This is a genomic window from Mesorhizobium sp. ISC11, assembly GCF_037162595.1.
Classification (GTDB): Bacteria; Pseudomonadota; Alphaproteobacteria; order Rhizobiales; family Rhizobiaceae; genus Mesorhizobium; species Mesorhizobium ciceri.
In genome coordinates, this window is the sequence record NZ_JAVSPW010000001.1 from 4,362,895 (window position 1) to 4,385,822 (window position 22,928).

The window sequence follows — 22,928 nt, forward strand, 5'->3', positions numbered from 1 at the left end:
CAAGATGTGGCCGAAATCATCATGCGGAACATGGTGGATCTGAAGCTCTGCCAGAGAGGCTCTCATGTCCGAAATCGCCCATCTCGCCGCCACCATCTTCAAGCGTGCCGGCAAGGCAAACCGCTTCATCGTCGCCATTGCCGGTCCACCGGGCGCCGGCAAGTCGACGCTGTCGGCAAGGCTGCATGAACTGCTGCCCGAAGGTGCAGCGGAGGTCGTACCGATGGACGGCTTCCACTATGACGACGCCGTGCTCGAGCGGCGCGGTCTGCGCGCGCGCAAGGGCGCGCCGGAAACCTTCGACTTTGCCGGTTTTGAGGCCTTGCTGAAGCGTATCCGTGCCGGTGAACCCGACATCGCCATTCCGGTCTTCGACCGCAGCATGGAACTGTCGCGCGCCGCAGCCTCGATCGTCGCCACAGAAACCAAGTTCATCCTGGTCGAGGGCAATTACCTGCTGCTCGACGAAGAGCCGTGGTCGCGGCTGGCGCCGCTGTTCGATTTCTCGATCTTCGTCGACGTGCCGCGCAACGAGCTCGAGCGCCGCCTGATGGAGCGCTGGCACGAGCATGGCCGCTCCGATGAAGATGCGCGCGCCTGGATCGCTTCCAACGACCTGCCCAACATCGAGCGCGTGCTCGCGCGGCGCAGTGCCGCCGATCTGGTGATCGGCCTTTCCGCTTGATTCGACGGATTGTGCAAGGGGAACCTTAAGACTTTCAGGCCGTTATCCCGACACGACAATTGTGCCAAAAGAGGGATTCGGTCCAATGGCAACCAAGGCAAAAAAGCCTGCGCCCGCCAAGGGCAAGGCGACCCAATCCAAAATCGGCGCCGGCCCGGCGATGACAGCCCGTTCCAAGGACGCCAAGCCGGCTTTCGGCAAGGCAGCGCCGAAGAAAGTGGTGCCGGCCGCAGCGAAAGCCGCGCCAAAAGCCGCAAAGCCGAAGAAGCCCGCGAGTTCCAGCCACTCCTTGGGCGGCAGTGCGATGCGCACGGCCAAGGCCACGGCCAACGTCGCTGCCGGCGCGGTCATGGTCGCCGCCCGAGGTGCTGCGTCGCTCGCTGCTTCCGTCATTGGCAAAGGCGGTTCGAAAGCCAAAGCGAAGGCGAAATAGCCGCGCTTCGGAGGCTGGTTTTGCTATCCCTTGGCCGGGATGGTCAGGCCTTTTTGCACCGCCGGCCGCGCCAGGCCGCGCTCCAGCCATGTTCCCAGATGGGCGAAATCGTCAAAGCCGACGAGTTCGCGCGCTTCGTAGAATCCGATCAGGTTGCGCACCCAACCGAGCAGCGAGATGTCGGCGATGGTGTAGTCATTGCCCATGATCCACTTGCGCCCTTTCAGCCGGCCGTCGAGCACGCCGAGCAGTCGCTTTGACTCGTCGCGATAGCGCTCCAGAGGGCGTTTGTCGGCGATCTCGCGGCCGGCGAATTTGTGGAAGAAGCCGACCTGGCCGAACATTGGCCCGACCGAGGCCATCTGGAAGAACACCCACTGGATGGTCTCGTAGCGGCGCGCGCCATCAATGGGCATGAGCAGGCCGGTCTTTTCAGCGAGGTAGAGCAGGATGGCGCCGGATTCGAACAGGCCGATCGGCTTGCCGTCCGGGCCGTTGGGATCGATGATCGCCGGTATCTTGCCGTTGGGATTGAGCGACAGGAATTCCGGTGTCCAGCTTTCGTTCTGGCCGATGTTGACCCAATGCGGCTCGTAAGGAAGGCCGAGTTCCTCCAGGGCGATCGATATCTTCACCCCGTTCGGCGTTGTCGCCGAATAGAGCTGGAGCTGGTCCGGATGCTTGGCCGGCCAACGCGTTGCGATCGGAAAGGCGGACAGGTCTGCCATGGAAACTCCTGGATGAGGATTCGCGCCGAGCGGCGCGGTTTTGGCGGGTCGGCCAAGGATTAGACGCGGCGCACGGCACGATCAATATGGCGGCGAAGGGTTTCATCGAGCACGGACAGTCAACGGAATGGCCGGCCTGGGGCAGATCCGCCCGCCCCTTAGATCAGACAGCCTTGAAGGCCAGCACGGCATTGGTGCCGCCGAACGCGAAGCCGTTGCTGATCGCGGCGCGCACCTTGCGCTCGCGCGGCACATTCGGCGTGACGTCGAGGTCGCAATCGGGATCGGCCTCACGAAAATTGGCCGTCGGCGGCACGATGCCTTCGCGGATCGCCATCACGCAGGCGATCATCTCCAGCGCACCCGATGCGCCGAGGCAATGGGCGTGCATCGACTTGGTCGACGACACCGAAAGCTTGTAGGCATGGTCGCCGAAGACGCGCTTGATCGCTGCCGTCTCGATCTGGTCGTTGGCCTTGGTGCCGGTGCCATGGGCGTTGAGGTAGTCGACATCCTCGGGATTGAAGCCGGCATCGGCGAGGCAGGCGCGCATGGCCGCCGTCGGCCCTTCGACGGTCGGCGCGACAATGTCGGAGGCATCGGCGGAGAGGCCGGCGCCGGCGACCTCGGCAAGGATGGTGGCGCCGCGCGCCATGGCGTGCTCGTACGTCTCCAGGACCGCCATGCCGGCGCCCTCGCCGAGCGACAGTCCCTGGCGGTCGGCCGAAAATGGCCGGCAGGTGTCGGGCGCCAGCACGCGCAATGCTTCCCAGCCCTTCAGGATGCCCCAGACCAGCGGCGCATCGGTGCCGCCGGCGACCATCACATCGGCGCGGCCAAGTCTGATCTGGTCGACAGCCGAGGCGATGGCGTGGTTGGACGACGAACAGGCCGAGGTGACGCCGAAGACCGGGCCGCGCAGGCCCAGATTCATGCTGACATGGCCAGAGGCCGCGCTTGGCATGACCTTTGGCACGGTGAAGATGCCGGCGCGGTTCTTGCCCTCGACCAGGATGGCCCGATAGCTCTCTTCGATCGCCTCCCAGCCGCAGACGCCGACACCGACGACCGTGCCCATCCGATAGGTGGTGGCTTCATTCGAGACCAGGCCGGCGTGCTGCATGGCTTCCCTGGCTGCGATCGTCGCCAGCAGGCTGAAGCGGTCCATCGACACGGTCTGCTTGCGGTCGATGCCGTGATCGGGAAGCGTCTTGATTTCGCAGCCGACCTTGACCTTCAGATCATGCAGTTGGGGGCTTGTGATCTGGCCGATGGCCGAGCGGCCGGCGCGCATCTCGTTCCAGATCGCGGGCGCGCTGGTGCCGAGCCCGCAAATGCCGCCCATGCCGGTGATGACAACGCGCTGCCGCATTCAGTTCAGGCTTTTTTCGCGATCAGCGCGCGCACAGCTTCGACCATGTCGCCGACGTTCTTCAGATTGCTCCAGGCGTCGACCGTGTTCATCTCGATCTCGATGCCATACTCTTCCTCAAGATCGAAGATAATCTCCGTCAGCTCGAGCGAATGGATGCCAAGCGAGGTCAATTCGGTGGTGGTGGTGATTTCTTCGCCGCCCGGCTCGGCATGAGCCTTGATCTTCGCGATGATATCCGTTGCCAGCTGGTCGGCCATTCGGTTCCTTCCCCACTATCTCGCGTTTCCCGACGCCGACTGAGCAGCGCCCCTTTTTCTCCTGGTATCAAGCCGCCGTCGTCGTTTAATACCCCCGCCAAGCGCAGCATGACCGTACCAAGGTGGTTCCCTCTATAGAAACCGAAACGTTGTCAAGCAACAAGCTATATCGAACTCCATATCGACAAAGCCGCCGGAGTGCTTAACGTGCAGGCATGGATATGGGCGAACATGGCGGGATTTCGACGCAGCGCGTTGCGGGCGTGGCGCGGCTTTCCTGTGCGCTTGGCGAGGGCCGCACGCGCTTGCGGCGCCTCTATCAGGACGGCGCCGCCAAGATAAGAATGCCGGCCGTCTCGGCCGATCCGCTCGAAGCGGTGCTGATCAACACCGCCGGCGGAATGACGGGCGGCGACCGTATCGCCTGGGACGTGGATGTCGGCGCGGCCGCTTCGGCATCGATCACCACGCAGGCCTGCGAGAAGATCTACCGGGCGGCATCCGACCATGCCGAAGTGCGGGTCAATTTGTCGGTAGGCGAAAACGGCCGCATCGCCTGGCTGCCGCAGGAAACCATCGTCTTCGACAGGGCGGCCTTTGCCCGTACGCTCGACGTCGAGCTTGCCGTCGGCGCCGAGGCGCTGGTGCTGGAAGCCGCCGTCTTCGGCCGCCTGGCGATGGGCGAACGCGCCACGCAGGGCAACTTCCATGACCGCTGGCGTGTGCGTCAGGATGGCGCCCTCGTTCATGCCGAGGATTTCCGCATCGGACCCGATATCGCCGCAACGCTCGATCGCCCGGCGGTTGCCGGCGGCGCGATCGCGGTGGCGACATTGCTTCTGGTATCGCCACGCGCCGAAGCCCTGCTCGATCCGGTTCTGGAGATCGTCGGCGACCAGGGCAGCGCCAGCGCCTGGCGCGTGAAGAAATCTGGCAAGCTTCTTGCGAGGCTCTACGCCGGGGATGGCTACCGACTGCGCCAGCGGCTGGTTCCACTCGTCGAATTGCTCAACGGAAGGGCGGGGTTGCCCAAATTATGGTCACTATAGGCCTGCCTCTACCAATCCAGGGAAACGCATGAACCTGACGCCGAGGGAAAAGGACAAGCTGCTGATCGCCATGGCGGCGATGGTGGCGCGCAAGCGGCTCGAACGCGGCGTCAAGCTCAACCATCCGGAAGCGATTGCGCTGATCACCGATTTCGTCGTCGAAGGCGCCCGCGACGGCCGTCCGGTCGCCGAACTGATGGAAGCCGGCGCTCATGTCGTCAGCCGCGCGCAAGTCATGGAAGGCATCGCCGAGATGATCCATGACGTGCAGGTCGAGGCGACGTTTCCCGACGGCACCAAGCTGGTGACCGTGCACGAACCGATCCGTTGAGGAGGACAGGATGCTGGAGCTGCGTCCCAACTGCGAATGCTGCGACAAGGACCTGCCGCCCGAGGCGACGGATGCGCTGATCTGCACCTTCGAGTGCACCTTTTGCGCCGGATGCGTGGAACAGGTGTTGGGCGGCATCTGCCCCAATTGCGGCGGTGGTTTTTCGGCGCGGCCGATCCGCCCGGCAGCGATGCTGAAGAAATATCCGGCGTCGAGCAAACGCGTTCTCAAGGCCGAAGGCTGCGGCCCCCGCAAGGCGGCGTGAACACCAGACCGAGCAAAACGAAAGGCAAACAGAATGATATCCGCCAAACGCCTCTGCCTGTCGGCGATCCTGCTGCTGGCCGCCGCCCTGCCGGCCTATGCCCATGTCGGCCTGGGTACCACCTCCTCCTTCACGGCCGGCTTCATGCACCCGCTCTCCGGCCTCGATCACATGACGGTGATGATCGCGGTCGGGCTGTGGGCGGCGCTCAAGGGCGGCAAGGCGGTTCTTGCCTGGCCGGCTGCCTTTGTCGGCGTCATGCTGGTTGGCGGCGCGCTGGGCATGCTGCATATGCCGCTGCCCTTCGTCGAACCGGGCATACTGGCATCGGTCGTGACACTCGGACTGCTGGTGGCGCTGGCGATCGATCTGCCGGTCTCGGCCGGCGTCGCCATCATCGGCCTGTTCGCACTTTTCCACGGCCACGCGCATGGCACCGAGGTGCCGGAGAATGCCGGCGGGCTTGAATACATGGCCGGCTTTGCCATCGCCACGCTGTTGCTGCATGTCACCGGCATCGCCGCCGGTCTCGGTCTCGGCATCCGGTTTCGTGGCCTGGCCCGCGCTGCCGGTGCCGCCTGCGCGGCGATCGGCATCGGTCTCGCCTTCGGCATCGTGTGAGGGTGACCATGATCCCCGGTGAAATCATCACGGTGGGCGGCGACATCGAGCTCAACAAGGGCCTGCAGACCGTCACCCTGAAAATCGCCAACAGCGGCGACCGGCCGATCCAGGTCGGCAGCCACTACCATTTCTTCGAAACCAATGAGGGGCTGAAATTCGACCGCGAACGGGCGCGTGGCATGCGCCTCGACATTGCCGCGGGCACAGCCATGCGCTTCGAGCCGGGCCAGGAGCGCGACGTCACGCTGGTGCCGCTCGGCGGGAAGCGCGAGGTCTACGGATTTCAGCAGAAGGTGATGGGCAAGCTGTGAGATCTTCCGGCGCGCTCAGCTCAGTTCGATGGCTTGGCCGCGGCGTAGATGACGATCTTTCCGGGATTGTCGAATTCGACGGCGAGGACATCCTGCGCCTGCACGCGCCGCGATTCGATGGCGTTGAACAGCAGCGCGTTGGCCTCGATCTCCTTGCGCAGCTCCGTAATGTCGTCCTGATGCTGCTTGACCTTGGTCTCGATCTCCGGCGGCGGGCCGCCTTCGCTGCGCGCGGCGTCGGTGAGGAACACGATGTCGACCTTGTCGAGCTTGGATGTCTTGCGCACCGTGCCGATGTTTTCACGCGTGCGGTCGATCGCCGAGTTGACGTTGCCGGCCTCAGAGTTGGCCTTGGCCTCTTCCTGCTTGACCTGCGAGCCGACGATGCGATTGACGGTCTCCGTGCTTTCCAGTCCTTGCGCCTTCAGTCCGGCAGCAGGACCAGCCGCCGCCAGGAACGTCATGGCGGCGACTGCCTGCATTCTGGTCGAGAAAGAAGTGATCGCCATCGCTCGCTCCTGAGAGAAATCGTTTCGGGGCGCGGGTTAGCGCGAAAAGAACAAAACGAATCCGGCCCGGCGAAGGTTCCTTTCCCGATGCGGCCGGCCGGCCGGATGCCGGCCCGCCATGCCGTGGCGTCAGCTCGCCTTCTTGGTGATCAGGGTCAGTGCGCCATTGGGTTCCATACTGGCTGCGACCACCTGCGCCGAGGTCATTCCCTTGGCTTCGAGCGCCGACTTGACCTTGGGTGTGGCGTCGATCGAGCTGCGCAGTTTCTTCAAGCCGTCATCGCCGCGCTGGGCGATCACCTGGTTGACCTGCGTCTGGGTGTCCTTTGGCAGCTCCGTGATGTCGACGATGTTGACGCTCTGGATCGTCGGAACGGCCGGCTGAGCCTGGGGCGTGGCTGGAGCAGGCGTTGCCGGCGCCGGAGCGGGCTGTGGCGCGGGTTGCTGCTGGGCACTGGCGGCGCCCGCCAGCATCAGGCTGGCGGCGGCGGCAAGAGCTATCGTTTTGCGCATGGATTTTCCTTTCCATCGATTGGCAAACGGTCGGTCTGGGGTGACCCCCTAACCTCAACCGCCAAATGGGATCAGAAGGTGTCGCCCAGCAGGTCATTGCGTGACCATAGGATGGCAGCAATGTGCAGCCGCGCTTCAATCCAACCGCATTTCGGCAAACCGCATTTCGGGAGCAATCGCTGATGGCCAGAATTACCCGCGCCGCCTACGCGCAGATGTACGGCCCGACGGTCGGCGACAGAGTACGGCTTGCCGACACCGAACTGTTCATCGAGGTCGAGAAGGATCTCACCATCCATGGCGAAGAGGTGAAATTCGGCGGCGGCAAGGTGATCCGCGACGGCATGGGCCAGAGCCAGGTTTCCAGGGCGCAAGGCGCCGTCGATACCGTGATCACCAACGCGCTGGTGATCGATGCCAGTGCAGGCGTCTTCAAGGCCGACATCGGCCTCAGGGACGGCCGCATCGCGGCCATCGGCAAGGCCGGCAATCCGGACACGCAGGATGGCGTTACCATCATCATCGGTCCCGGCACGGAGATCATCGCCGGCGAAGGCAAGATCCTGACATCAGGCGGCTTCGACGCGCATATCCACTTCATCTGCCCGCAGCAGATCGAGGAGGCGCTGATGTCAGGCATCACCACCATGCTCGGCGGCGGCACCGGCCCGGCGCACGGCACGCTGGCCACCACCTGTACACCGGGGCCATGGCACATGGCCCGCATGATCCAGTCCTTCGACGCCTTTCCGATGAACATCGGCCTGTCGGGCAAGGGCAATGCCTCGCTGCCCGCCGCGCTCGAGGAGATGGTGCTGGGCGGCGCCTGCTCGCTGAAGCTGCACGAGGACTGGGGCACGACGCCGGCGGCCATCGATTGCTGCCTGTCGGTCGCCGACGATTACGACGTGCAGGTGATGATCCACACAGACACGCTGAACGAATCCGGCTTTGTCGAGAACACGGTCGCCGCCATCAAAGGCCGCACCATTCACGCCTTCCACACTGAGGGCGCCGGCGGCGGCCATGCGCCCGACATCATCAAGGTCTGCGGCCTGCCCAACGTCATCCCGTCCTCGACCAATCCGACGCGGCCCTACACGGTCAACACGCTGGCCGAGCATCTCGACATGCTGATGGTCTGCCATCATCTGTCGCCGTCGATCCCCGAAGACATCGCCTTTGCCGAAAGCCGCATCCGCAAGGAGACCATAGCGGCGGAAGACATTTTGCACGACATCGGCGCCTTCTCGATCATCTCGTCGGATTCGCAGGCCATGGGCCGCGTCGGCGAAGTCGCGATCCGCACCTGGCAAACCGCCGACAAGATGAAACGCCAGCGCGGCTCGCTGCCGCAGGAGACCGGCAACAACGACAATTTCCGCGTCCGCCGCTACATCGCCAAATACACGATCAACCCGGCCATCGCGCATGGGCTGTCGAAAGACATCGGCTCGATCGCGGTTGGCAAACGCGCCGACCTGGTGCTGTGGAACCCGGCCTTCTTCGGCGTCAAGCCGGACATGGTGCTGATCGGCGGCATGATCGCCGCCGCCCCGATGGGCGACCCCAACGCCTCGATCCCGACGCCGCAGCCGATGCATTACCGGCCGATGTTCGGCGCCTATGGCAAGGCCAGGACCAACTCGTCGGTGACGTTCGTTTCGAAAGCAGCGCTCGAGTCGGGACTGCATGGCAGGCTCGGTGTCGACAAGCAGTTCGTCGCCGTCGAAAACACCCGCGGCGGCATCGGCAAGCATTCGATGGTGCTCAACGACGCCACGCCGCATGTCGAGGTCGATCCGGAAACCTACGAGGTGCGCGCCGACGGCGAGTTGCTGACCTGCGAGCCGGCGACGGTGCTGCCGATGGCGCAACGGTATTTTCTGTTTTGAAGCGGCGCTTCCACCGGGCGAGCATTATCCGTTGCAGCCCTTGGTGGAAGGCAGCACTATGCGGCCAACCAACAGCTGCATTGTGATCGAGCATGACCACCGAAATCGCTTCCGCCCACGACATCTTCCCGCACATTCGCATCGTCATGGGCATGGTGATCGGGCTTGGTGTCGCCCGCCTGCTGTCGGGGGTGGCGCGCATCGTCCAGCATCCCGGCCAGTACAAGCTCTATACCGTGCATCTGGCCTGGGTCGTCTCGGTGCTCCTGATGCTGGTGCATTTCTGGTGGTGGGAGTTCGGTCTCTACGCCGTCGAAACCTGGACCTTCGGCAAATATTTGTTCATCATCTTCTACGCGATCACGCTGTTCCTGCTGTGCGCGCTTTTGTTTCCCGATTCGATGCTGGACTACACCAGCTATGAGGATTTCTTCTATTCGCGCCGGGCGTGGTTCTTCGGCCTGCTGGCGGCGACCTATCTGCTCGACGTGGTCGACACGCTGCTGAAGGGGCCGGAGCATTTCGCCCGCTTCGGCAGCGAGTATCTGTTTCGCACGCCGGTCTTCGTCGTGCTCTGTATCATCGCGATCCTGGTGCGTGACCGCCGCTTCCACATCGCCTTTGTCACGGCGGCGCTTATCTACCAGATATCGTTCATCCTGCGGCTCTTCGACACCATCGTCTGAACGAACGCGATGGTCTAGCTTTGTTGGGGAAAGGCAGGGTTCGACATGTACAAGGCCATTGGATCGCGCGTGTGCGGGCACAAGCAAATGGGAAATCCATGAAATGAAACTCAACCTCAACACCGACTTCACCAAATTCCCGCGCGTCGTCTCGGTGCTGTCCGCCGGCGCTGCCGGAACCACCCTACCGTCCGGCCGGGCCATTCTCGCCCATGACGAGCGGCATCTGCGCCGCCGGGCCATCGAACTTGCCGACGGCAGCAAGGTGCTGGTCGACCTGCCCGAACCCGTCGCCTTGAACGATGGCGACCGGCTGGTGCTGGAGAATGGCGGCCATATCGAGATCATCGCGGCACCGGAAGAGGTCTACGACATCCGCGCCCGCGATGGCGTGCATCTGGCCGAACTCGCCTGGCATATCGGCAACCGCCATCTCGCGGCAGGCATCGAGGCCGGACGCATCCTCATCCTGCGCGACCATGTCATCAAGGCGATGCTGGAGGGGCTGGGCGCCACCGTGACCGACGTTTCCGAACCGTTCAAGCCGGTGCGCGGCGCCTATTCCGGCCATGCTGGGCAAAGCCACGATCACGGCCATGCGCATGCGCACGCCGAAGCGCACAGCCATTCTCATGGCGAAGCGCATTCCCATTCGCACAGTCATGCCGGCCATCACCACGATCATGACTGACCAGCCTTCGAACATCGCCCTGCTGCGGCTGATGGCGTGGCTGTCGCCTGCCTTTCCGGTCGGCGGCTTTTCCTACAGCCATGGTCTCGAGCGGGCGGTGCAGGACGGGTTGGTTGCCGATGCCGGGAGCCTCGCCGGCTGGCTGGAGACGCTGGTCGAGATGGGCTCGGGCTGGAACGACGCCGTGCTGTTCGCCGAGAGCTGGCGCCGGGCACGCGGCACCGGTGATCTCGATGAAGTGGCGGCACTCGCCGAAGCCCTGGCCGGCTCGCGCGAACGCCATACCGAGACCATGCTGCAGGGTGGAGCCTTCCTCAAAGCGGCGGCCGCCTGGCCTAATCCGGTGCTGGAGCGCCTGCCGGCCGAATGCGCCTATTGCGTCGCCGTCGGCGCCATTGCGGGTGGCAACGGCATCGCGCTTCAGGATGCGCTGTCAGCCTTCCTGCAAACCTTCTTCTCCAACCTTGTGCAGGCGGCGATCCGGCTTGGCATCGTCGGCCAGAGCGGCGCGACCGCGTTGTTGGCCGGCTTCGAGCCGCTGGCCCTGGCGACCGCAAGCCGCGCCGCGCGCTCGACACTCGACGATCTCGGTGGCTGCGCCTTCGTCTCCGATGTCATGGCGATGAAGCATGAAACCCAATATTCGCGACTGTTCCGCTCATGATTTTTCTCGCCTTCTCGCTATCCTTTGTCCTGCTGCTGATCACCGTTCTGCATGTCTATTGGGGCCTTGGCGGCATCTGGCCGGGCCAGGACGCAGCCTCCTGCGCTCGCGCCGTGGTCGGCTTTCGCGGCGTCGATGAGATGCCGACGCCGTTTGCCAGTTTCGCCGTTGCCGCGTGCTTGTGCCTGGCGACACTATGGCCGCTGGCGCTCATGGGAGTCTTCGCTTCACCCTTCCCCAAGGAGGGTCTCGCCGCCACGTCGCTGCTCATCGGTCTGGTGTTCCTGGGGCGCGGCATAGCCGGCTTCACGCCATGGTGGCGGCGGCTGACGCCTGAACAGCCTTTCGCGCGGCTCGATGTCCGCTATTATTCGCCGCTGTGCCTGTTGATCGGGCTCGGCTTTGCCATCCTCGCCATCACGGAGTTTCCCGCATGACACAGACAAATGGTCCGCTGCGCGTCGGCATTGGCGGCCCGGTCGGTTCGGGCAAGACGACGCTGACCGAAAAACTGTGCAAGGCGCTGCGCGACGAGTTTTCCATCGCCGTCGTCACCAACGACATCTACACCAAGGAAGACGCCATGATGCTGGCGCGGCTGCAGGCGCTGCCCGAGGACCGCATCATGGGTGTCGAGACCGGCGGCTGCCCGCATACCGCGATCCGCGAGGATGCCTCGATCAATCTGCAGGCGATCGCGCAGATGAACAGGAAGTTCCCGGACCTCGACATCGTCTTCATCGAATCCGGCGGCGACAACCTTGCCGCCACCTTCTCGCCGGATCTCGCCGACCTGACGCTCTATGTCATCTCGGTCTGCCAGGGCGAGGAGATTCCGCGCAAGGGCGGGCCGGCGATCACCCGCTCCGATTTCCTGGTCATCAACAAGAGCGATCTGGCACCCTACGTGAACGTCAATCTCGATGTCATGGAGAGCGACGCCGGCCGCATGCGCGGCAAGCGGCCGTTCGGCTTCACCGACCTGTCGCGCGGCAAGGGACTGCAGGAGGTGATCGATTTCATCATCGAGCATGGCGGCCTGCGAGCCGGCGCTGCCGCTGCCAGCACGGCGGCGTGAGCATCCCTGCACCAACCAAAACCGGTTGCGGGAATGGGCTGGCCACGGCATTCTTGCCGAAACCGGAGGATTTTTCGATGAGCCTTGCCCGTCTGCAAAAGGAAACGCTGACCAACCTGCCCTACTATGAGGAGCGCGTCGATCTCGCCTGCGCCTTCCGCTGGACGGCGCGGCTCAACATGCACGAGGCGGTGGCCAATCATTTCTCGCTGGCCGTCAACGATGAGGGCACACAATTCCTCATGAACCCCAACCAGGTGCATTTCTCGCGCATCAAGGCGAGCGACCTTCTGATGATCGATGCCAACGATCCGGAAACGCTCTCCGGCCCCAACGCGCCCGACCCGACGGCGTGGGGGCTGCATGGCGCCATTCATCGCAATGTGCGTCACGCGCGCTGCGTCATGCATGTGCACTCGATCCACGCTACGGTGCTGGCATCGCTCGCTGACTCGACATTGCCGCCGATCGACCAGAATTCGGCGATGTTCTTCAACCGCCATGTCGTCGACGCGCACTATGGCGGGCTGGCCTTCGAGGAGGAGGGCGAGCGCTGCTCGCAGCTTCTCGTCGATCCCAAGGTCAAGGTGATGGTGATGAGCAATCACGGCGTGCTGGTCATCGGCGACACGGTCGCCGATGCCTTCAACCGCATGTTCTATTTCGAACGCGCCGCCGAGACCTACATCAAGGCGCTGTGGACCGGCCGCCCGCTGCGCACGCTGTCCGACGCGATCGCCGAAAAGGCGGCGAGCGAGATGGACGATTATCCCGGCCAGGCCGAACGCCATCTCAGCGAGTTGAAGGCGATCCTCGACGAGCAGGAACCGGTCTACCGGAATTGAGCGTCCTTCTCCCCGTGCCGTCACTATACGGGGAGAAGGTGCCGGCAGGCGGATGAGGGACGGCGCCGACCTGGGCGGTTTTCCTCAGAGCCCCAGCTCTTTCCGCAATTCCTCGGCGCTGTTGATGACGACGGCGCCGGGCGGGCCTTCCATCGGCTTTTCCGGCCAGAAAATCGTCTTCATTCCCGCCGCCAGCCCTGCCATGGCGCCCGGCCAGCTGTCGTCGATCGCCACCGCCTGCGCGGGGCCGACATCGGCCAGATACGCGGCGCGCAGGAATGGCTCGGCATGCGGCTTGCCTTCGCGCACGTCGTTGCGGCTGATCGTCTTCATGCCGGGGTAGATCAGGCCGACCATGCTCAAATTGGCGTCGACGATCATCCGGTCCGAATTCGAGACCACGGCCTGCTGGATGCCTCTTGCACGCAGCTCGTTGAAGATCTCGATCGCGCCGGGGCGCGGCTTCAAGCTCTCCACCAGCGGCAGGTAGTGTTCGTATTTGCGCAGGATCCAGTCGTCGAAAGGCAGGTCCAGGCCGAACTCGTCGCGCATCATCTCGTAGACCGGCAAGGCGGCGACGCCGAGCACGCGCTCATGCAGATCGTCCGGCGGGACAAGGCCGACATTGCGCATCGCCGCCACCAGGGCAGCTTCGTGCAGCGGTTCGCTGTCGACCAGCGTGCCGTCCATGTCCCAGAAAACCGCTTTCGGCGTCATGCGAGGCTCCTTTTTGCCATCCCTTAAAGGGTTTGAGCCGGGAGATAAACCTTCGGAGCGCAAGAACGTGCCGCCTGCCGGGACCGCAGCCAAGTCTCTTGGCGAGACGGACATCGTGGGGAGACGAGAAACTGGGCCGTGCCTACGCCGAGGGACAGCAAGCAATTGCCCCCGAGATTTGACAATTGCGCAGCAGGCCGTTCCCTGCGAAAGTGGGCATGGGCCGCTCTCATGACCGGCGGTCTCGGGAGGCAGGACTTTGAATAGCCGGCAGGATGGTGGCAGCAACAGGCTGGACGATGCGGCACGTGCCGGCTGGCTTTATTATGTTGCCGGCAACACACAGGACCAGATCGCTTCGACGCTTGGCATCTCGCGGCAAACGGCGCAGCGGCTGGTATCGCTGGCGGTGTCGGAGGGCTTGATCAAGGTTCGCGTCGACCATCCGATCGCCAACTGCCTCGATCTGGCGGCACGGCTGAGATCGCGCTTTGCGCTCGATCTGGTCGAAGTGGTGCCGAGCGACCCCAACTCGTCCTCGACCACGATCGGCATCGCCGAGGCGGCTGCCGCCGAGATCGAGCGACGGTTGCGTTCACCGACGCCGATCGTCATGGCGATCGGCACCGGGCGCACGCTGAAGGCGGCGATCGAGCAGCTGCCGCCGATGGAATGCCCGCAACACAAGGTGGTGTCGTTGACCGGCAACATCTCGCCGGACGGTTCGGCCGCCTTCTACAATGTCATCTTCACCATGGCCGACAGGGTCAAGGCACGCTCCTTCCCGATGCCGCTGCCGGTCATCGCCTCGTCGCCGGAGGAGCGTGAGATGCTGCTCAACCAGCCGATGATCCAGCCGACGCTTGCGCTTGCCGCCGAGGCCGACGTCACCTTCATCGGCATCGGCGACCTCGGCCCCAAGGCGCCGCTCTACGAGGACGGCTTCATTTCGGAGAGCGAATTGAAGGCGCTGCAGAAAGCCGGCGGCATCGCCGAGATCGTCGGCTGGGTGTTCGATAGGGAGGGCCGCATGATCGAGGGCATCACCAACGACCGGGTGTCGTCGGCGTCGCTGCCGTCACGCGAGAAATCGCTGGTCATCGCACTGGCGATGGGAGAACGAAAGCTGCCGGGCATTCTGGCGGCCGCGAACCGGCGGCTGATCAACGGCCTCATCACCGATGAACGGACCGCCGCCGCGCTGCTCGCCAGCATCTGACCGGAAGCACAACTGATCTGCGATAAAACCAACCGCGCTAGCTGTGCCGCCCGAAAGGGTCGTTGCCATCGAGAAAACCGAGATCGCGCTGCAGATGCGGCGACAGGTCCCTGATGTCGAGATGTGCCCGTTTTTTGGCTGCGAACCAGCCGAATCCATCCGTCAGCCACGAAAACCAGCGATGATCGGGTGCGGAAGTGCATTTTTGCTGCGCCATGGTCATGATCGTCAACCTTCGCTATCCTGAACCCGAATGACGGGTTGACTGGAAATGTCGGTCTTGACGGCGGCCTTTGCCAATCGAACGTCGATAAGGACCCATAAGGAGGCTTTATGCCGGACCTCAGCTCTCGGCAGGTTTCACAGCTTCCGCCGCTGCAGGCGATCCGGGTGTTCGAAGCGGTGGCGCGGCATCTTTCCTTCACCAAGGCGGCCGAGGAACTTGCCATGACGCAAGCGGCGGTCAGCTATCAGATCAAGGTGCTGGAGGAACGGGTCGGCGCGCCGCTGTTCCTGCGCCGGCCGCGCCAGATCGCACTCACCGAGGCTGGACAGCGCCTTGCGCCAGCGGTCAGCGAGGCCTTCGCCATTCTCGGCCAGGCCTATGCGGCGGCGCGTGGCGGCGCCGACGGATTGCTGTGCGTCACGACGGTGCTGACCTTTGCCTCGAACTGGCTGGCGCACCATCTGGGCTCATTCCAGATCGCTCATCCCTCCCTTGCCGTGCGGCTCGAAACATCGAGCCGGCTGACGGATTTCGCCCGCGAGGATGTCGACCTCGCCATCCGGTCGGGCGGCGGCAAATGGCCGGGGCTGGAAGCCTACAAGCTGCTCGATGCCGATTTCACGCCGATGCTGAGCCCGAAGCTCGCGGCAAGCATCGGCGGCGTCAGGGAACCGGCGGACCTGTTGCGGCTGCCGATCCTCGATCCCGGCGACATCTGGTGGACACAATGGTTCGAGGCTGCCGGCGTGCACTCGCACGATCTCGCCAAACGGCCCGGCAGCAGCATGGGCGCGCAGGCCTATGAGGCCAATGCGGCGATCGCCGGTCATGGCGTCGCGATCCTGACCAGGGCGCTGTTCAAGGCGGAACTTGCCGGTGGGCGCCTGATCCAGCCTTTCGATCTGGTTGGCGACGACGGCCATGCCTTTTGGCTGGTCTACCCCGAAGCGCGCCGCAACGTGCCGAAGATCCGTGCCTTCCGCGACTGGCTGCTGGCCGAGATCGCCTGCTGACCGGCAGGCTTGCGGGCTGCACCTGGTCTCACAGATCCATCCGCTGTTGCCGCACTGTATCCGGCCAGGACGCTCTTCGTCCTGGCAATTTCCGCTCGTCCCGGCCTGCGGTGTCGCCCGGGTGCTGCGCTGCAGCATCGAATCCGACTTGACATAATTCACGCCAAGTGAGTAATTGCCCAAAGCCAAGGCAAATGCTCATCTTGGTTCAAGGGAGGAATTTGATGAAACTTCGCACGCTCACCCTGGGCTTGTTGTCGGCCAGCACGCTTGCGTTCGCCGCACACGCCGAATCCATCACCATCGCCACCGTCAACAATGGCGATATGGTCCGCATGCAAAAGCTGACCGAGGACTTCACCAAGGCGAACCCCGACATCCAGCTCAACTGGGTTACGCTCGAAGAGAATGTACTGCGCGAGCGCGTCACCACCGACATCGCCACCAAGGGCGGCCAGTACGACGTGATGACCATCGGCACCTATGAGGTTCCGATCTGGGCCAAGCAGAGCTGGCTTTTGCCGCTCGACAAGCTCGGCGACGACTACGACGCCAAGGACATCATCCCGGCCATTGCTGGCGGCCTTTCGGTCGACGGCAAGCTCTATGCCGCGCCCTTCTACGGCGAAAGCTCCTTCGTCATGTACCGCAAGGACCTGATGGACAAGGCCGGGCTGAAGATGCCCGACGCGCCGACCTGGGACTTCATCAAGCAGGCCGCCGACAAGATGACCGACCGCGCCAATGGCGTGAACGGCGTGTGCCTGCGCGGCAAGGCCGGCTGGGGCGAGAACATGGCTTTCCTGACCGCCATGTCGAACTCCTTCGGCGCCCGCTGGTTCGACGAGAACTGGAAGCCGCAGTTCGATCAGCCGGAATGGAAGAACACGTTGCAGTTCTATGTCGACCTGATGAAGGCCGACGGCCCCGAGGGGGCTTCCTCCAACGGCTTCAACGAAAACCTGGCGCTGTTCCAGCAGGGCAAATGCGGCATGTGGATCGACGCCACGGTCGCCGCGTCCTTCGTTTCGGACCCGAAGAACTCCACCGTCGCCGATAAGGTCGGCTATGCGCTGGCGCCCGACAATGGCCTGGGCAAGCGCGGCAACTGGCTGTGGGCCTGGTCGCTGGCCATCCCCGCCGGCACGCAGAAGGCGGATGCCGCCGAGAAGTTCGTCTCCTGGGCGACCAGCAAGCACTATGCGGAGCTCGTCGCTTCGAAGGAAGGCTGGGCCAACGTTCCTCCGGGCACGCGCTCCTCGCTCTACGCCAATGCCGAGTACCAGAAGGCCGCTCCGTTCGCCAAGATGACGCTGGACTCCATCAATGCCGCCGATCCGACACATCCGACGGTCAAGCCGGTGCCCTATGTCGGCGTCCAGTTCGTCGCCATCCCTGAGTTCCAGGGCCTTGGCACCACCGTCGGCCAGCTCTTCTCGGCGGCGCTTGCCGGCCAGTCGAGCGTCGACGACGCGCTGAAGCAGGCCCAGGACGCTGCCACCGCGGCAATGACCGAGGGCGGATACATCAAGTAAGGCTCCTCCCGGTGCCGACTGCCGGTCGCCTCCTTGACCGGCAACGGCCGCCCGAGTTCCCAGTTCGGGCGGCCGCCTTTAACGCCTTTGAAAATTCCGTCTGACCAGTGAAGGGTGACCGTCATGGCTACTCAGCAGACCCGTTCGCTTGCCCGTTTCATGATGGCGCCATCCGTGGTGCTGCTGTTCGTCTGGATGATCGTGCCGCTGGTCATCACCATCTGGTTCTCCTTCCAGCAGTACAACCCGCTCAATCCGATCCGCGACGGCTTCGTCGGCTTCTCGAATTACGCGCTGTTCTATTCCAACCCGGCCTTCCTGCAGTCGATCCTCAACACGCTCACCTTGGTGGTCAGCGTGCTCCTGATCACGGTGATCGGCGGTATCCTTCTGGCGCTGCTGATCGACCAGCCGATGTGGGGCCAGGGCATCGTGCGCATCCTCGTCATCTCTCCGTTCTTCGTCATGCCGCCGGTGGCCGCATTGGTCTGGAAGAACATGATCATGCACCCGCAATACGGGGTGTTCGCCGACATAGCCCGCTTCTTCGGGGCCCAGCCGATCGACTGGTTCGGGCAACATCCGATGCTGGCGATCATCATCATCGTCGCCTGGCAGTGGCTGCCCTTCGCGACGCTCATTCTTCTGACCGCGCTGCAGTCGCTCGACGGCGAGCAGAAGGAAGCCGCCGAGATGGACGGCGCCGGGTTCATCAGCCGCTTCATCTATCTGACGCTGCCGCACATGTCGCGCGCCATCACGGTCGTCATCCTGATCCAGACGATCTTCCTTCTCTCGGTCTATGCCGAGATCCTCGTCACCACCAATGGCGGCCCGGGATACGCCTCCACCAACCTGCCCTTCCTCGTCTACCAGAAGGCGTTGCTGGAGTTCAAAATCGGCCAGGCATCCGCCGGCGGTGTGATCGCCGTCATTCTCGCCAATATCGTTGCCTTCTTCGCCATGCGCGCCGTCGGCAAGAACCTGGACAAGTAAGGGAGGCTACGATGGCACGCTCAGTCACCACCCGGCACAAGACGATCGCGACGGTTGCCGCCTGGATCGTCGCCCTGCTGATCTTCTTCCCGATCCTCTACACGATCATCACCTCGTTCAAGTCGGAGCAGGAAGCCATCCAGGGCTTCAGCATCATCCCGTCGGGAACGTTCGAGAGCTATACCGAGGTCCAGGCACAGAGCGGCTACTTCAAGTTCTTCTTCAACTCGGTGCTGCTCTCGGTCGGCTCGACCATCCTGGCCCTGCTGGTCGCCATACCGGCGGCATGGTCGATGGCCTTCTCGCCGACCAAGCGGACCAAGGACATCTTGATGTGGATGCTGTCCACCAAGATGATGCCGGCGGTCGCGGTGCTGTTCCCGATCTACCTGATCTTCCGCGACACAGGCCTGCTCGACAGCCGCATCGGCCTCATGATCATGCTGATGCTGATCAACCTGCCGATCGTGGTGTGGATGCTCTACACCTATTTCCGCGAAATCCCTGGCGAGATCCTGGAAGCGGCGCGCATGGACGGCGCATCGCTGTGGAACGAGATCGTCTATGTGCTGACGCCGATGGCGGTGCCGGGCATCGCCTCGACAATGCTGCTCAACATCATCCTGGCCTGGAACGAGGCGTTCTGGACGATCCGGCTGACGACGACGGAAGCCGCACCCCTGACCGCCTTCATCAGCTCGTTCTCAAGCCCGCAAGGCCTGTTCTGGGCCAAGCTTTCGGCCGCCTCGACGCTGGCCATCGCGCCGATCCTGATCATGGGCTGGTTCAGCCAGAAGCAGCTGGTGCGCGGCCTGACATTTGGTGCGGTGAAATAACGGAATTGCCCGAAGCAATCGGCAGAAATAACCCCTCGGGGAGGAAACCATGGGAAACATCACGCTCAAGAACGTCTCTAAATCCTTCGGAGCGACGTCCATCATCCCCGGTCTCGACCTGGTGATCGAGAATGGCGAGTTCGTCGTCTTTGTCGGCCCGTCGGGTTGCGGCAAGTCAACGCTGCTGCGCCTGATCGCCGGGCTCGAGGACACCAGCGGCGGCTCCATCAACATCGACGGCCGCGACGTCACCGGCGAGGCACCGGCCAAGCGCAAGCTCGCCATGGTGTTCCAGTCTTACGCGCTCTATCCGCACATGACGGTGGCCAAGAACATCGGCTTCCCGCTGAAGATGGCCGGTGAGGACAAGGCGACCATCGACAAGAAGGTGGGAGACGCGGCGCGCGTGCTCAACCTGACCAACTATCTCGAACGCCGGCCCGGCCAGCTTTCAGGCGGCCAGCGCCAGCGCGTCGCGATCGGCCGCGCCATCGTGCGTCAGCCGACCGCCTTCCTGTTCGACGAACCGCTGTCCAACCTCGATGCGGCACTGCGCGGCACCATGCGGCTGGAGATCAGCGAGCTGCACCATCAGCTCAAGACCACCATGATCTACGTTACCCACGATCAGGTCGAAGCGATGACCATGGCCGACAAGATCGTCGTGCTGAACGCCGGCAACATCGAGCAGGTCGGCTCGCCGATGGAGCTCTACAAGACGCCGAAGAACCTGTTCGTCGCCAGCTTTATCGGCTCGCCGAAGATGAACCTGATCGAGGGCGCGCCGGCTGCCAAAAACGGCGCCAGGACCATCGGCATCCGTCCCGAACACCTGGAGATCTCGACCACGGCGGGCGAATGGAAGGCGGTCGTCGGCGTCGCCGAGCATCTCGGCTCCGACACCTTCCTGCACGTCCAGGCCGACGGCGTCGGTCCGCTGACCGTGCGCGCCGACGGCGAACTCGGCGTCCATCACGGCGACACCATTTACCTGACACCAGACAAGGCCAAGCTGCATCGCTTTGGCGCCGACGGAAAGGCAATCTGAACATGCGACTGGCCGGCAAATCCGCGCTGATCACGGGTTCGGCCCGCGGCATCGGCAGAGCCTTCGCCGAAGCCTATGCCGGTGAAGGCGCAACCGTCGCCATCGCCGACATCAATCTCGAGGCGGCGCAGAAGACGGCCGCAGAGATTGGCGGCAAGGCCTATGCGGTCAAGCTCGACGTCACCGACCTCGCCTCGATCGAGGCGGCGGTGAAAGCCGTCGAGACGAAGACCGGTGGCCTCGATATCCTGATCAACAACGCCGCCCTGTTCGACCTGGCGCCGATCGTCGAAATCACCAGGGCAAGCTACGACAAGTTGTTTTCCGTCAATGTCGCCGGCACGCTGTTCATGCTGCAGGCAGCCGCCCGCTCGATGATCGCGCGAGGCAAGGGCGGCAGGATCATCAACATGGCGAGCCAGGCCGGACGGCGCGGCGAGGCGCTGGTCGGCGTCTATTGCGCCACCAAGGCCGCCGTCATCTCGCTGACCCAGTCGGCGGGGCTCGACCTGATCAAGCACCGCATCAACGTCAACGCGATTGCCCCTGGCGTCGTCGACGGCGAGCACTGGGATCACGTCGATTCGCTGTTCGCCAAATATGAGAACCGCCCGAGGGGCGAGAAGAAGAAACTGGTCGGCGAGGCAGTGCCGTATGGCCGCATGGGCACGGCACAGGACCTCACCGGCATGGCTGTGTTTCTCGCCAGCAGCGACGCCGAATACATCGTCGCCCAGACCTACAATGTCGATGGCGGCCAGTGGATGAGTTGAGGGCGGGGGACGGCCTCTGCTCCTCGTCCCTCCGCGGGGAGCAGAGGCCGACTTCAGCGGGCGCGTAGCAAGTGCCACCCCTTATCCTCTCCCCGACGGGGAGAGGAGCATAACGAAGGCCGAAACCCGGCCAAAGGGTAAAACAGATGACCGTGAAACTCTCGTCCTCTAACCTCTCCAAGCTGCCCGCCAACGTCGCAGGTCCGAAGTATGACCGCGCGACGCTGAAGGCCGGCATCGTGCATTTCGGCGTCGGCAATTTCCACCGCTCGCATCAGGCCGTCTATCTCGACGATCTGTTCAATGCGGGCATCGGCCATGACTGGGCGCTGATCGGTGCCGGCGTGTTCGACGGTGAAAAGATCGGCCGCGCCAAGCTGGAAGAGCAGGACTGGCTGACCACGGTGGTCGAGCAGGACTCTGGCCATATGAATGCCCGTGTGACCGGCGCGATGATCGACTTCCTGATGCCCGGCGATGCGGCCGCTATCATCGAACGGCTTACCGACCCGGCGATCAAGATCGTTTCGCTGACCATCACCGAAGGCGGCTACTTTATCGATCCGGCTTCCGGCGTGTTCAACCCGACCCATCCCGACATCGTTGCCGATGCGCAGCCCGGCGCCACGCCGAAGACGGTGTTCGGCATCATTCTTGCCGGGCTGATGCGCCGCCGCGATGAAGGCACCGTGCCGTTCACCGTCATGTCGTGCGACAACATTCCCCACAACGGCCATGTCACCTCGGATGGCGTCATCGGCCTGGCCCGTTTGATCGACGAGGATCTGGCAAACTGGGTCAGCGAGCATGTCGCCTTTCCGAACGGCATGGTCGATCGCATCACGCCGGCCACCACCGACCGCGAGCGCGGCATCCTGGCCAAGGATTTCGGCCTCGAGGACAACTGGCCGGTGTTCTGCGAGCCGTTCCGGCAGTGGGTGCTGGAGGACCATTTCACCGATGGCCGGCCGCCGCTGGAAAAGGTCGGCGTGCAGTTCGTCAAAGACGTTGCGCCTTATGAACTGATGAAAATCCGCATCCTCAATGGCGGCCATGCAGCGATCGCCTATCCGGCCGGCCTGATGGACATCCATTTCGTGCATGAGGCGATGCAGGAGCCGCTGGTGAGCGGTTTTCTGGCCAAGCTCGAACGGGACGAAATCATCCCGACGGTGCCGCCGGTGCCGGACACGGTTCTGGAAGACTATTACCAGCTCATCGAGAGCCGCTTCTCCAACCCGAAGATCGGCGACACGGTGCGCCGGCTCTGCCTCGACGGCTCCAACCGCCAGCCGAAGTTCATCATCCCGACCATCGCCGACCGGCTGAAGGCTGGGAAAAGCGTCGCCGGCCTGGCCCTGGAATCGGCATTGTGGTGCCGCTACTGCTTCGGCACGACGGACAGCGGCGCCGTCATCGAGCCCAACGACCCGAGTTGGGACCGGCTACAGGCGACGGCAAAGGCAGCAAAGGACGCTCCCGCCGCCTGGCTCGCCATGGAGGACATCTATGGCGATGTCGGCCGCGCAACGGCGTTTGTCGAGGCCTTTGCCCATGCGCTCAACGTGCTGTGGGCGAATGGCGCGCGCGCCACGCTGACGCGCTACCTCGCCGGCAAGCTCTGAG

Annotated in this window: 29 protein-coding genes; 22 read left to right on the forward strand and 7 right to left on the reverse strand. The window is 63.7% G+C overall.

What is annotated here, in order from left to right; all coding sequences use genetic code 11:
- Positions 1 to 64: 64 nt before the first annotated feature.
- The gene (locus RPF88_RS21145; protein ID WP_013528389.1) at positions 65 to 685 is read left to right on the forward strand and encodes a nucleoside triphosphate hydrolase; all 621 of its coding nucleotides are present in this window, start codon (positions 65 to 67) and stop codon (positions 683 to 685) included.
- Positions 686 to 770: 85 nt separating this feature from the next.
- A complete protein-coding gene (locus RPF88_RS21150; protein ID WP_064992833.1) occupies positions 771 to 1,118 on the forward strand; it encodes a hypothetical protein in 348 nt (115 codons plus the stop codon).
- 23 nt (positions 1,119 to 1,141) lie between these two features.
- Here RPF88_RS21150 and RPF88_RS21155 read toward each other — a convergent pair whose 3' ends face one another.
- The 3 genes from RPF88_RS21155 to RPF88_RS21165 form a co-directional block, all read right to left on the reverse strand.
- Positions 1,142 to 1,846 carry a glutathione S-transferase N-terminal domain-containing protein gene (locus RPF88_RS21155; protein ID WP_027161063.1) on the reverse strand — a complete coding sequence of 235 codons (705 nt, stop codon included), beginning with the start codon at positions 1,844 to 1,846 and terminating at the stop codon, positions 1,142 to 1,144.
- Between the two features lie 163 nt (positions 1,847 to 2,009).
- On the reverse strand, positions 2,010 to 3,218 hold the full coding sequence (locus RPF88_RS21160; RefSeq protein WP_063170976.1) for a beta-ketoacyl-[acyl-carrier-protein] synthase family protein: 1,209 nt from the start codon (positions 3,216 to 3,218) through the stop codon (positions 2,010 to 2,012).
- A gap of 5 nt (positions 3,219 to 3,223) precedes the next feature.
- Positions 3,224 to 3,478, reverse strand: coding sequence for an acyl carrier protein (locus RPF88_RS21165; protein WP_013528393.1), 255 nt, complete (start codon positions 3,476 to 3,478; stop codon positions 3,224 to 3,226).
- Positions 3,479 to 3,693: 215 nt separating this feature from the next.
- Here RPF88_RS21165 and RPF88_RS21170 point away from each other — a divergent pair, with 215 nt between their 5' ends.
- Genes RPF88_RS21170 through RPF88_RS21190 form a run of 5 tightly spaced genes read left to right on the forward strand, consistent with a single transcriptional unit; the run spans position 3,694 to position 6,058 of the window.
- Complete coding sequence (locus tag RPF88_RS21170; protein ID WP_064992832.1) at positions 3,694 to 4,527, forward strand: urease accessory protein UreD; 834 nt, start codon at positions 3,694 to 3,696, stop codon at positions 4,525 to 4,527.
- A gap of 28 nt (positions 4,528 to 4,555) precedes the next feature.
- Positions 4,556 to 4,858: an urease subunit gamma gene (locus RPF88_RS21175; RefSeq protein ID WP_013528395.1), complete on the forward strand. Its 303-nt coding sequence runs from the start codon at positions 4,556 to 4,558 to the stop codon at positions 4,856 to 4,858.
- A gap of 10 nt (positions 4,859 to 4,868) precedes the next feature.
- The gene (locus RPF88_RS21180) at positions 4,869 to 5,123 is read left to right on the forward strand and encodes a DUF1272 domain-containing protein (protein WP_027161066.1); all 255 of its coding nucleotides are present in this window, start codon (positions 4,869 to 4,871) and stop codon (positions 5,121 to 5,123) included.
- 33 nt (positions 5,124 to 5,156) lie between these two features.
- Positions 5,157 to 5,744: a HupE/UreJ family protein gene (locus RPF88_RS21185; RefSeq protein WP_337123144.1), complete on the forward strand. Its 588-nt coding sequence runs from the start codon at positions 5,157 to 5,159 to the stop codon at positions 5,742 to 5,744.
- 8 nt (positions 5,745 to 5,752) lie between these two features.
- Positions 5,753 to 6,058, forward strand: coding sequence for an urease subunit beta (locus tag RPF88_RS21190; protein ID WP_127366072.1), 306 nt, complete (start codon positions 5,753 to 5,755; stop codon positions 6,056 to 6,058).
- Between the two features lie 20 nt (positions 6,059 to 6,078).
- Here RPF88_RS21190 and RPF88_RS21195 read toward each other — a convergent pair whose 3' ends face one another.
- Both RPF88_RS21195 and RPF88_RS21200 read right to left on the reverse strand, forming a co-directional pair.
- Positions 6,079 to 6,567 (reverse strand): hypothetical protein, encoded by a 489-nt coding sequence (locus RPF88_RS21195; protein WP_337123145.1) that lies wholly within the window; start codon positions 6,565 to 6,567, stop codon positions 6,079 to 6,081.
- 129 nt (positions 6,568 to 6,696) lie between these two features.
- Positions 6,697 to 7,080, reverse strand: coding sequence for a hypothetical protein (locus RPF88_RS21200; protein ID WP_064992829.1), 384 nt, complete (start codon positions 7,078 to 7,080; stop codon positions 6,697 to 6,699).
- Between the two features lie 182 nt (positions 7,081 to 7,262).
- Between RPF88_RS21200 and ureC the strand changes: the two genes are divergently transcribed.
- From ureC to RPF88_RS21235, 7 genes are all read left to right on the forward strand, one after another.
- The gene (gene ureC / locus RPF88_RS21205; RefSeq protein ID WP_442921283.1) at positions 7,263 to 8,975 is read left to right on the forward strand and encodes an urease subunit alpha; all 1,713 of its coding nucleotides are present in this window, start codon (positions 7,263 to 7,265) and stop codon (positions 8,973 to 8,975) included.
- A gap of 92 nt (positions 8,976 to 9,067) precedes the next feature.
- Positions 9,068 to 9,661, forward strand: a complete 594-nt coding sequence (locus RPF88_RS21210; protein WP_024502037.1) for a hypothetical protein — start codon at positions 9,068 to 9,070, stop codon at positions 9,659 to 9,661.
- Positions 9,662 to 9,764: 103 nt separating this feature from the next.
- Positions 9,765 to 10,352, forward strand: a complete 588-nt coding sequence (gene ureE / locus RPF88_RS21215) for an urease accessory protein UreE (protein ID WP_063169755.1) — start codon at positions 9,765 to 9,767, stop codon at positions 10,350 to 10,352.
- A complete protein-coding gene (locus RPF88_RS21220) occupies positions 10,345 to 11,016 on the forward strand; it encodes an urease accessory protein UreF (protein WP_337123901.1) in 672 nt (223 codons plus the stop codon). The genes ureE and RPF88_RS21220 overlap by 8 nt, the downstream gene beginning before the upstream one ends.
- A complete protein-coding gene (locus RPF88_RS21225) occupies positions 11,013 to 11,453 on the forward strand; it encodes a DUF3995 domain-containing protein (RefSeq protein WP_024502040.1) in 441 nt (146 codons plus the stop codon). The genes RPF88_RS21220 and RPF88_RS21225 overlap by 4 nt, the downstream gene beginning before the upstream one ends.
- Complete coding sequence (gene ureG, locus RPF88_RS21230; protein ID WP_013528407.1) at positions 11,450 to 12,094, forward strand: urease accessory protein UreG; 645 nt, start codon at positions 11,450 to 11,452, stop codon at positions 12,092 to 12,094. Before RPF88_RS21225 ends, ureG begins: the two co-directional genes overlap by 4 nt.
- Positions 12,095 to 12,171: 77 nt before the next feature.
- Entirely contained in the window at positions 12,172 to 12,939 is a 768-nt protein-coding gene (locus RPF88_RS21235; protein ID WP_337123146.1) for a class II aldolase and adducin N-terminal domain-containing protein, read from the forward strand.
- 84 nt (positions 12,940 to 13,023) lie between these two features.
- Here the strand turns inward: RPF88_RS21235 and RPF88_RS21240 are convergent, their stop codons facing one another.
- The gene (locus RPF88_RS21240) at positions 13,024 to 13,656 is read right to left on the reverse strand and encodes an HAD family hydrolase (RefSeq protein ID WP_337123147.1); all 633 of its coding nucleotides are present in this window, start codon (positions 13,654 to 13,656) and stop codon (positions 13,024 to 13,026) included.
- Between the two features lie 259 nt (positions 13,657 to 13,915).
- Here RPF88_RS21240 and RPF88_RS21245 point away from each other — a divergent pair, with 259 nt between their 5' ends.
- Positions 13,916 to 14,875 (forward strand): sugar-binding transcriptional regulator, encoded by a 960-nt coding sequence (locus tag RPF88_RS21245; protein WP_013528410.1) that lies wholly within the window; start codon positions 13,916 to 13,918, stop codon positions 14,873 to 14,875.
- Positions 14,876 to 14,912: 37 nt separating this feature from the next.
- Here the strand turns inward: RPF88_RS21245 and RPF88_RS21250 are convergent, their stop codons facing one another.
- Complete coding sequence (locus RPF88_RS21250) at positions 14,913 to 15,098, reverse strand: hypothetical protein (RefSeq protein WP_013528411.1); 186 nt, start codon at positions 15,096 to 15,098, stop codon at positions 14,913 to 14,915.
- A gap of 110 nt (positions 15,099 to 15,208) precedes the next feature.
- Here RPF88_RS21250 and gcvA point away from each other — a divergent pair, with 110 nt between their 5' ends.
- The 7 genes from gcvA (at position 15,209) to RPF88_RS21285 (ending at position 22,927) form a co-directional block, all read left to right on the forward strand.
- Positions 15,209 to 16,114, forward strand: coding sequence for a transcriptional regulator GcvA (gene gcvA / locus RPF88_RS21255; RefSeq protein ID WP_013528412.1), 906 nt, complete (start codon positions 15,209 to 15,211; stop codon positions 16,112 to 16,114).
- Positions 16,115 to 16,338: 224 nt separating this feature from the next.
- Positions 16,339 to 17,649, forward strand: coding sequence for an ABC transporter substrate-binding protein (locus tag RPF88_RS21260; protein WP_013528413.1), 1,311 nt, complete (start codon positions 16,339 to 16,341; stop codon positions 17,647 to 17,649).
- A 123-nt stretch (positions 17,650 to 17,772) separates the two neighbouring features.
- On the forward strand, positions 17,773 to 18,645 hold the full coding sequence (locus RPF88_RS21265; protein WP_013528414.1) for a carbohydrate ABC transporter permease: 873 nt from the start codon (positions 17,773 to 17,775) through the stop codon (positions 18,643 to 18,645).
- A gap of 11 nt (positions 18,646 to 18,656) precedes the next feature.
- Complete coding sequence (locus RPF88_RS21270; RefSeq protein WP_013528415.1) at positions 18,657 to 19,481, forward strand: carbohydrate ABC transporter permease; 825 nt, start codon at positions 18,657 to 18,659, stop codon at positions 19,479 to 19,481.
- A 49-nt stretch (positions 19,482 to 19,530) separates the two neighbouring features.
- Positions 19,531 to 20,529, forward strand: coding sequence for an ABC transporter ATP-binding protein (locus tag RPF88_RS21275; RefSeq protein ID WP_337123148.1), 999 nt, complete (start codon positions 19,531 to 19,533; stop codon positions 20,527 to 20,529).
- Positions 20,530 to 20,531: 2 nt separating this feature from the next.
- On the forward strand, positions 20,532 to 21,302 hold the full coding sequence (locus RPF88_RS21280) for an L-iditol 2-dehydrogenase (protein ID WP_013528417.1): 771 nt from the start codon (positions 20,532 to 20,534) through the stop codon (positions 21,300 to 21,302).
- A 146-nt stretch (positions 21,303 to 21,448) separates the two neighbouring features.
- Entirely contained in the window at positions 21,449 to 22,927 is a 1,479-nt protein-coding gene (locus RPF88_RS21285; protein ID WP_337123149.1) for a mannitol dehydrogenase family protein, read from the forward strand.
- Position 22,928 lies beyond the last annotated feature (1 nt).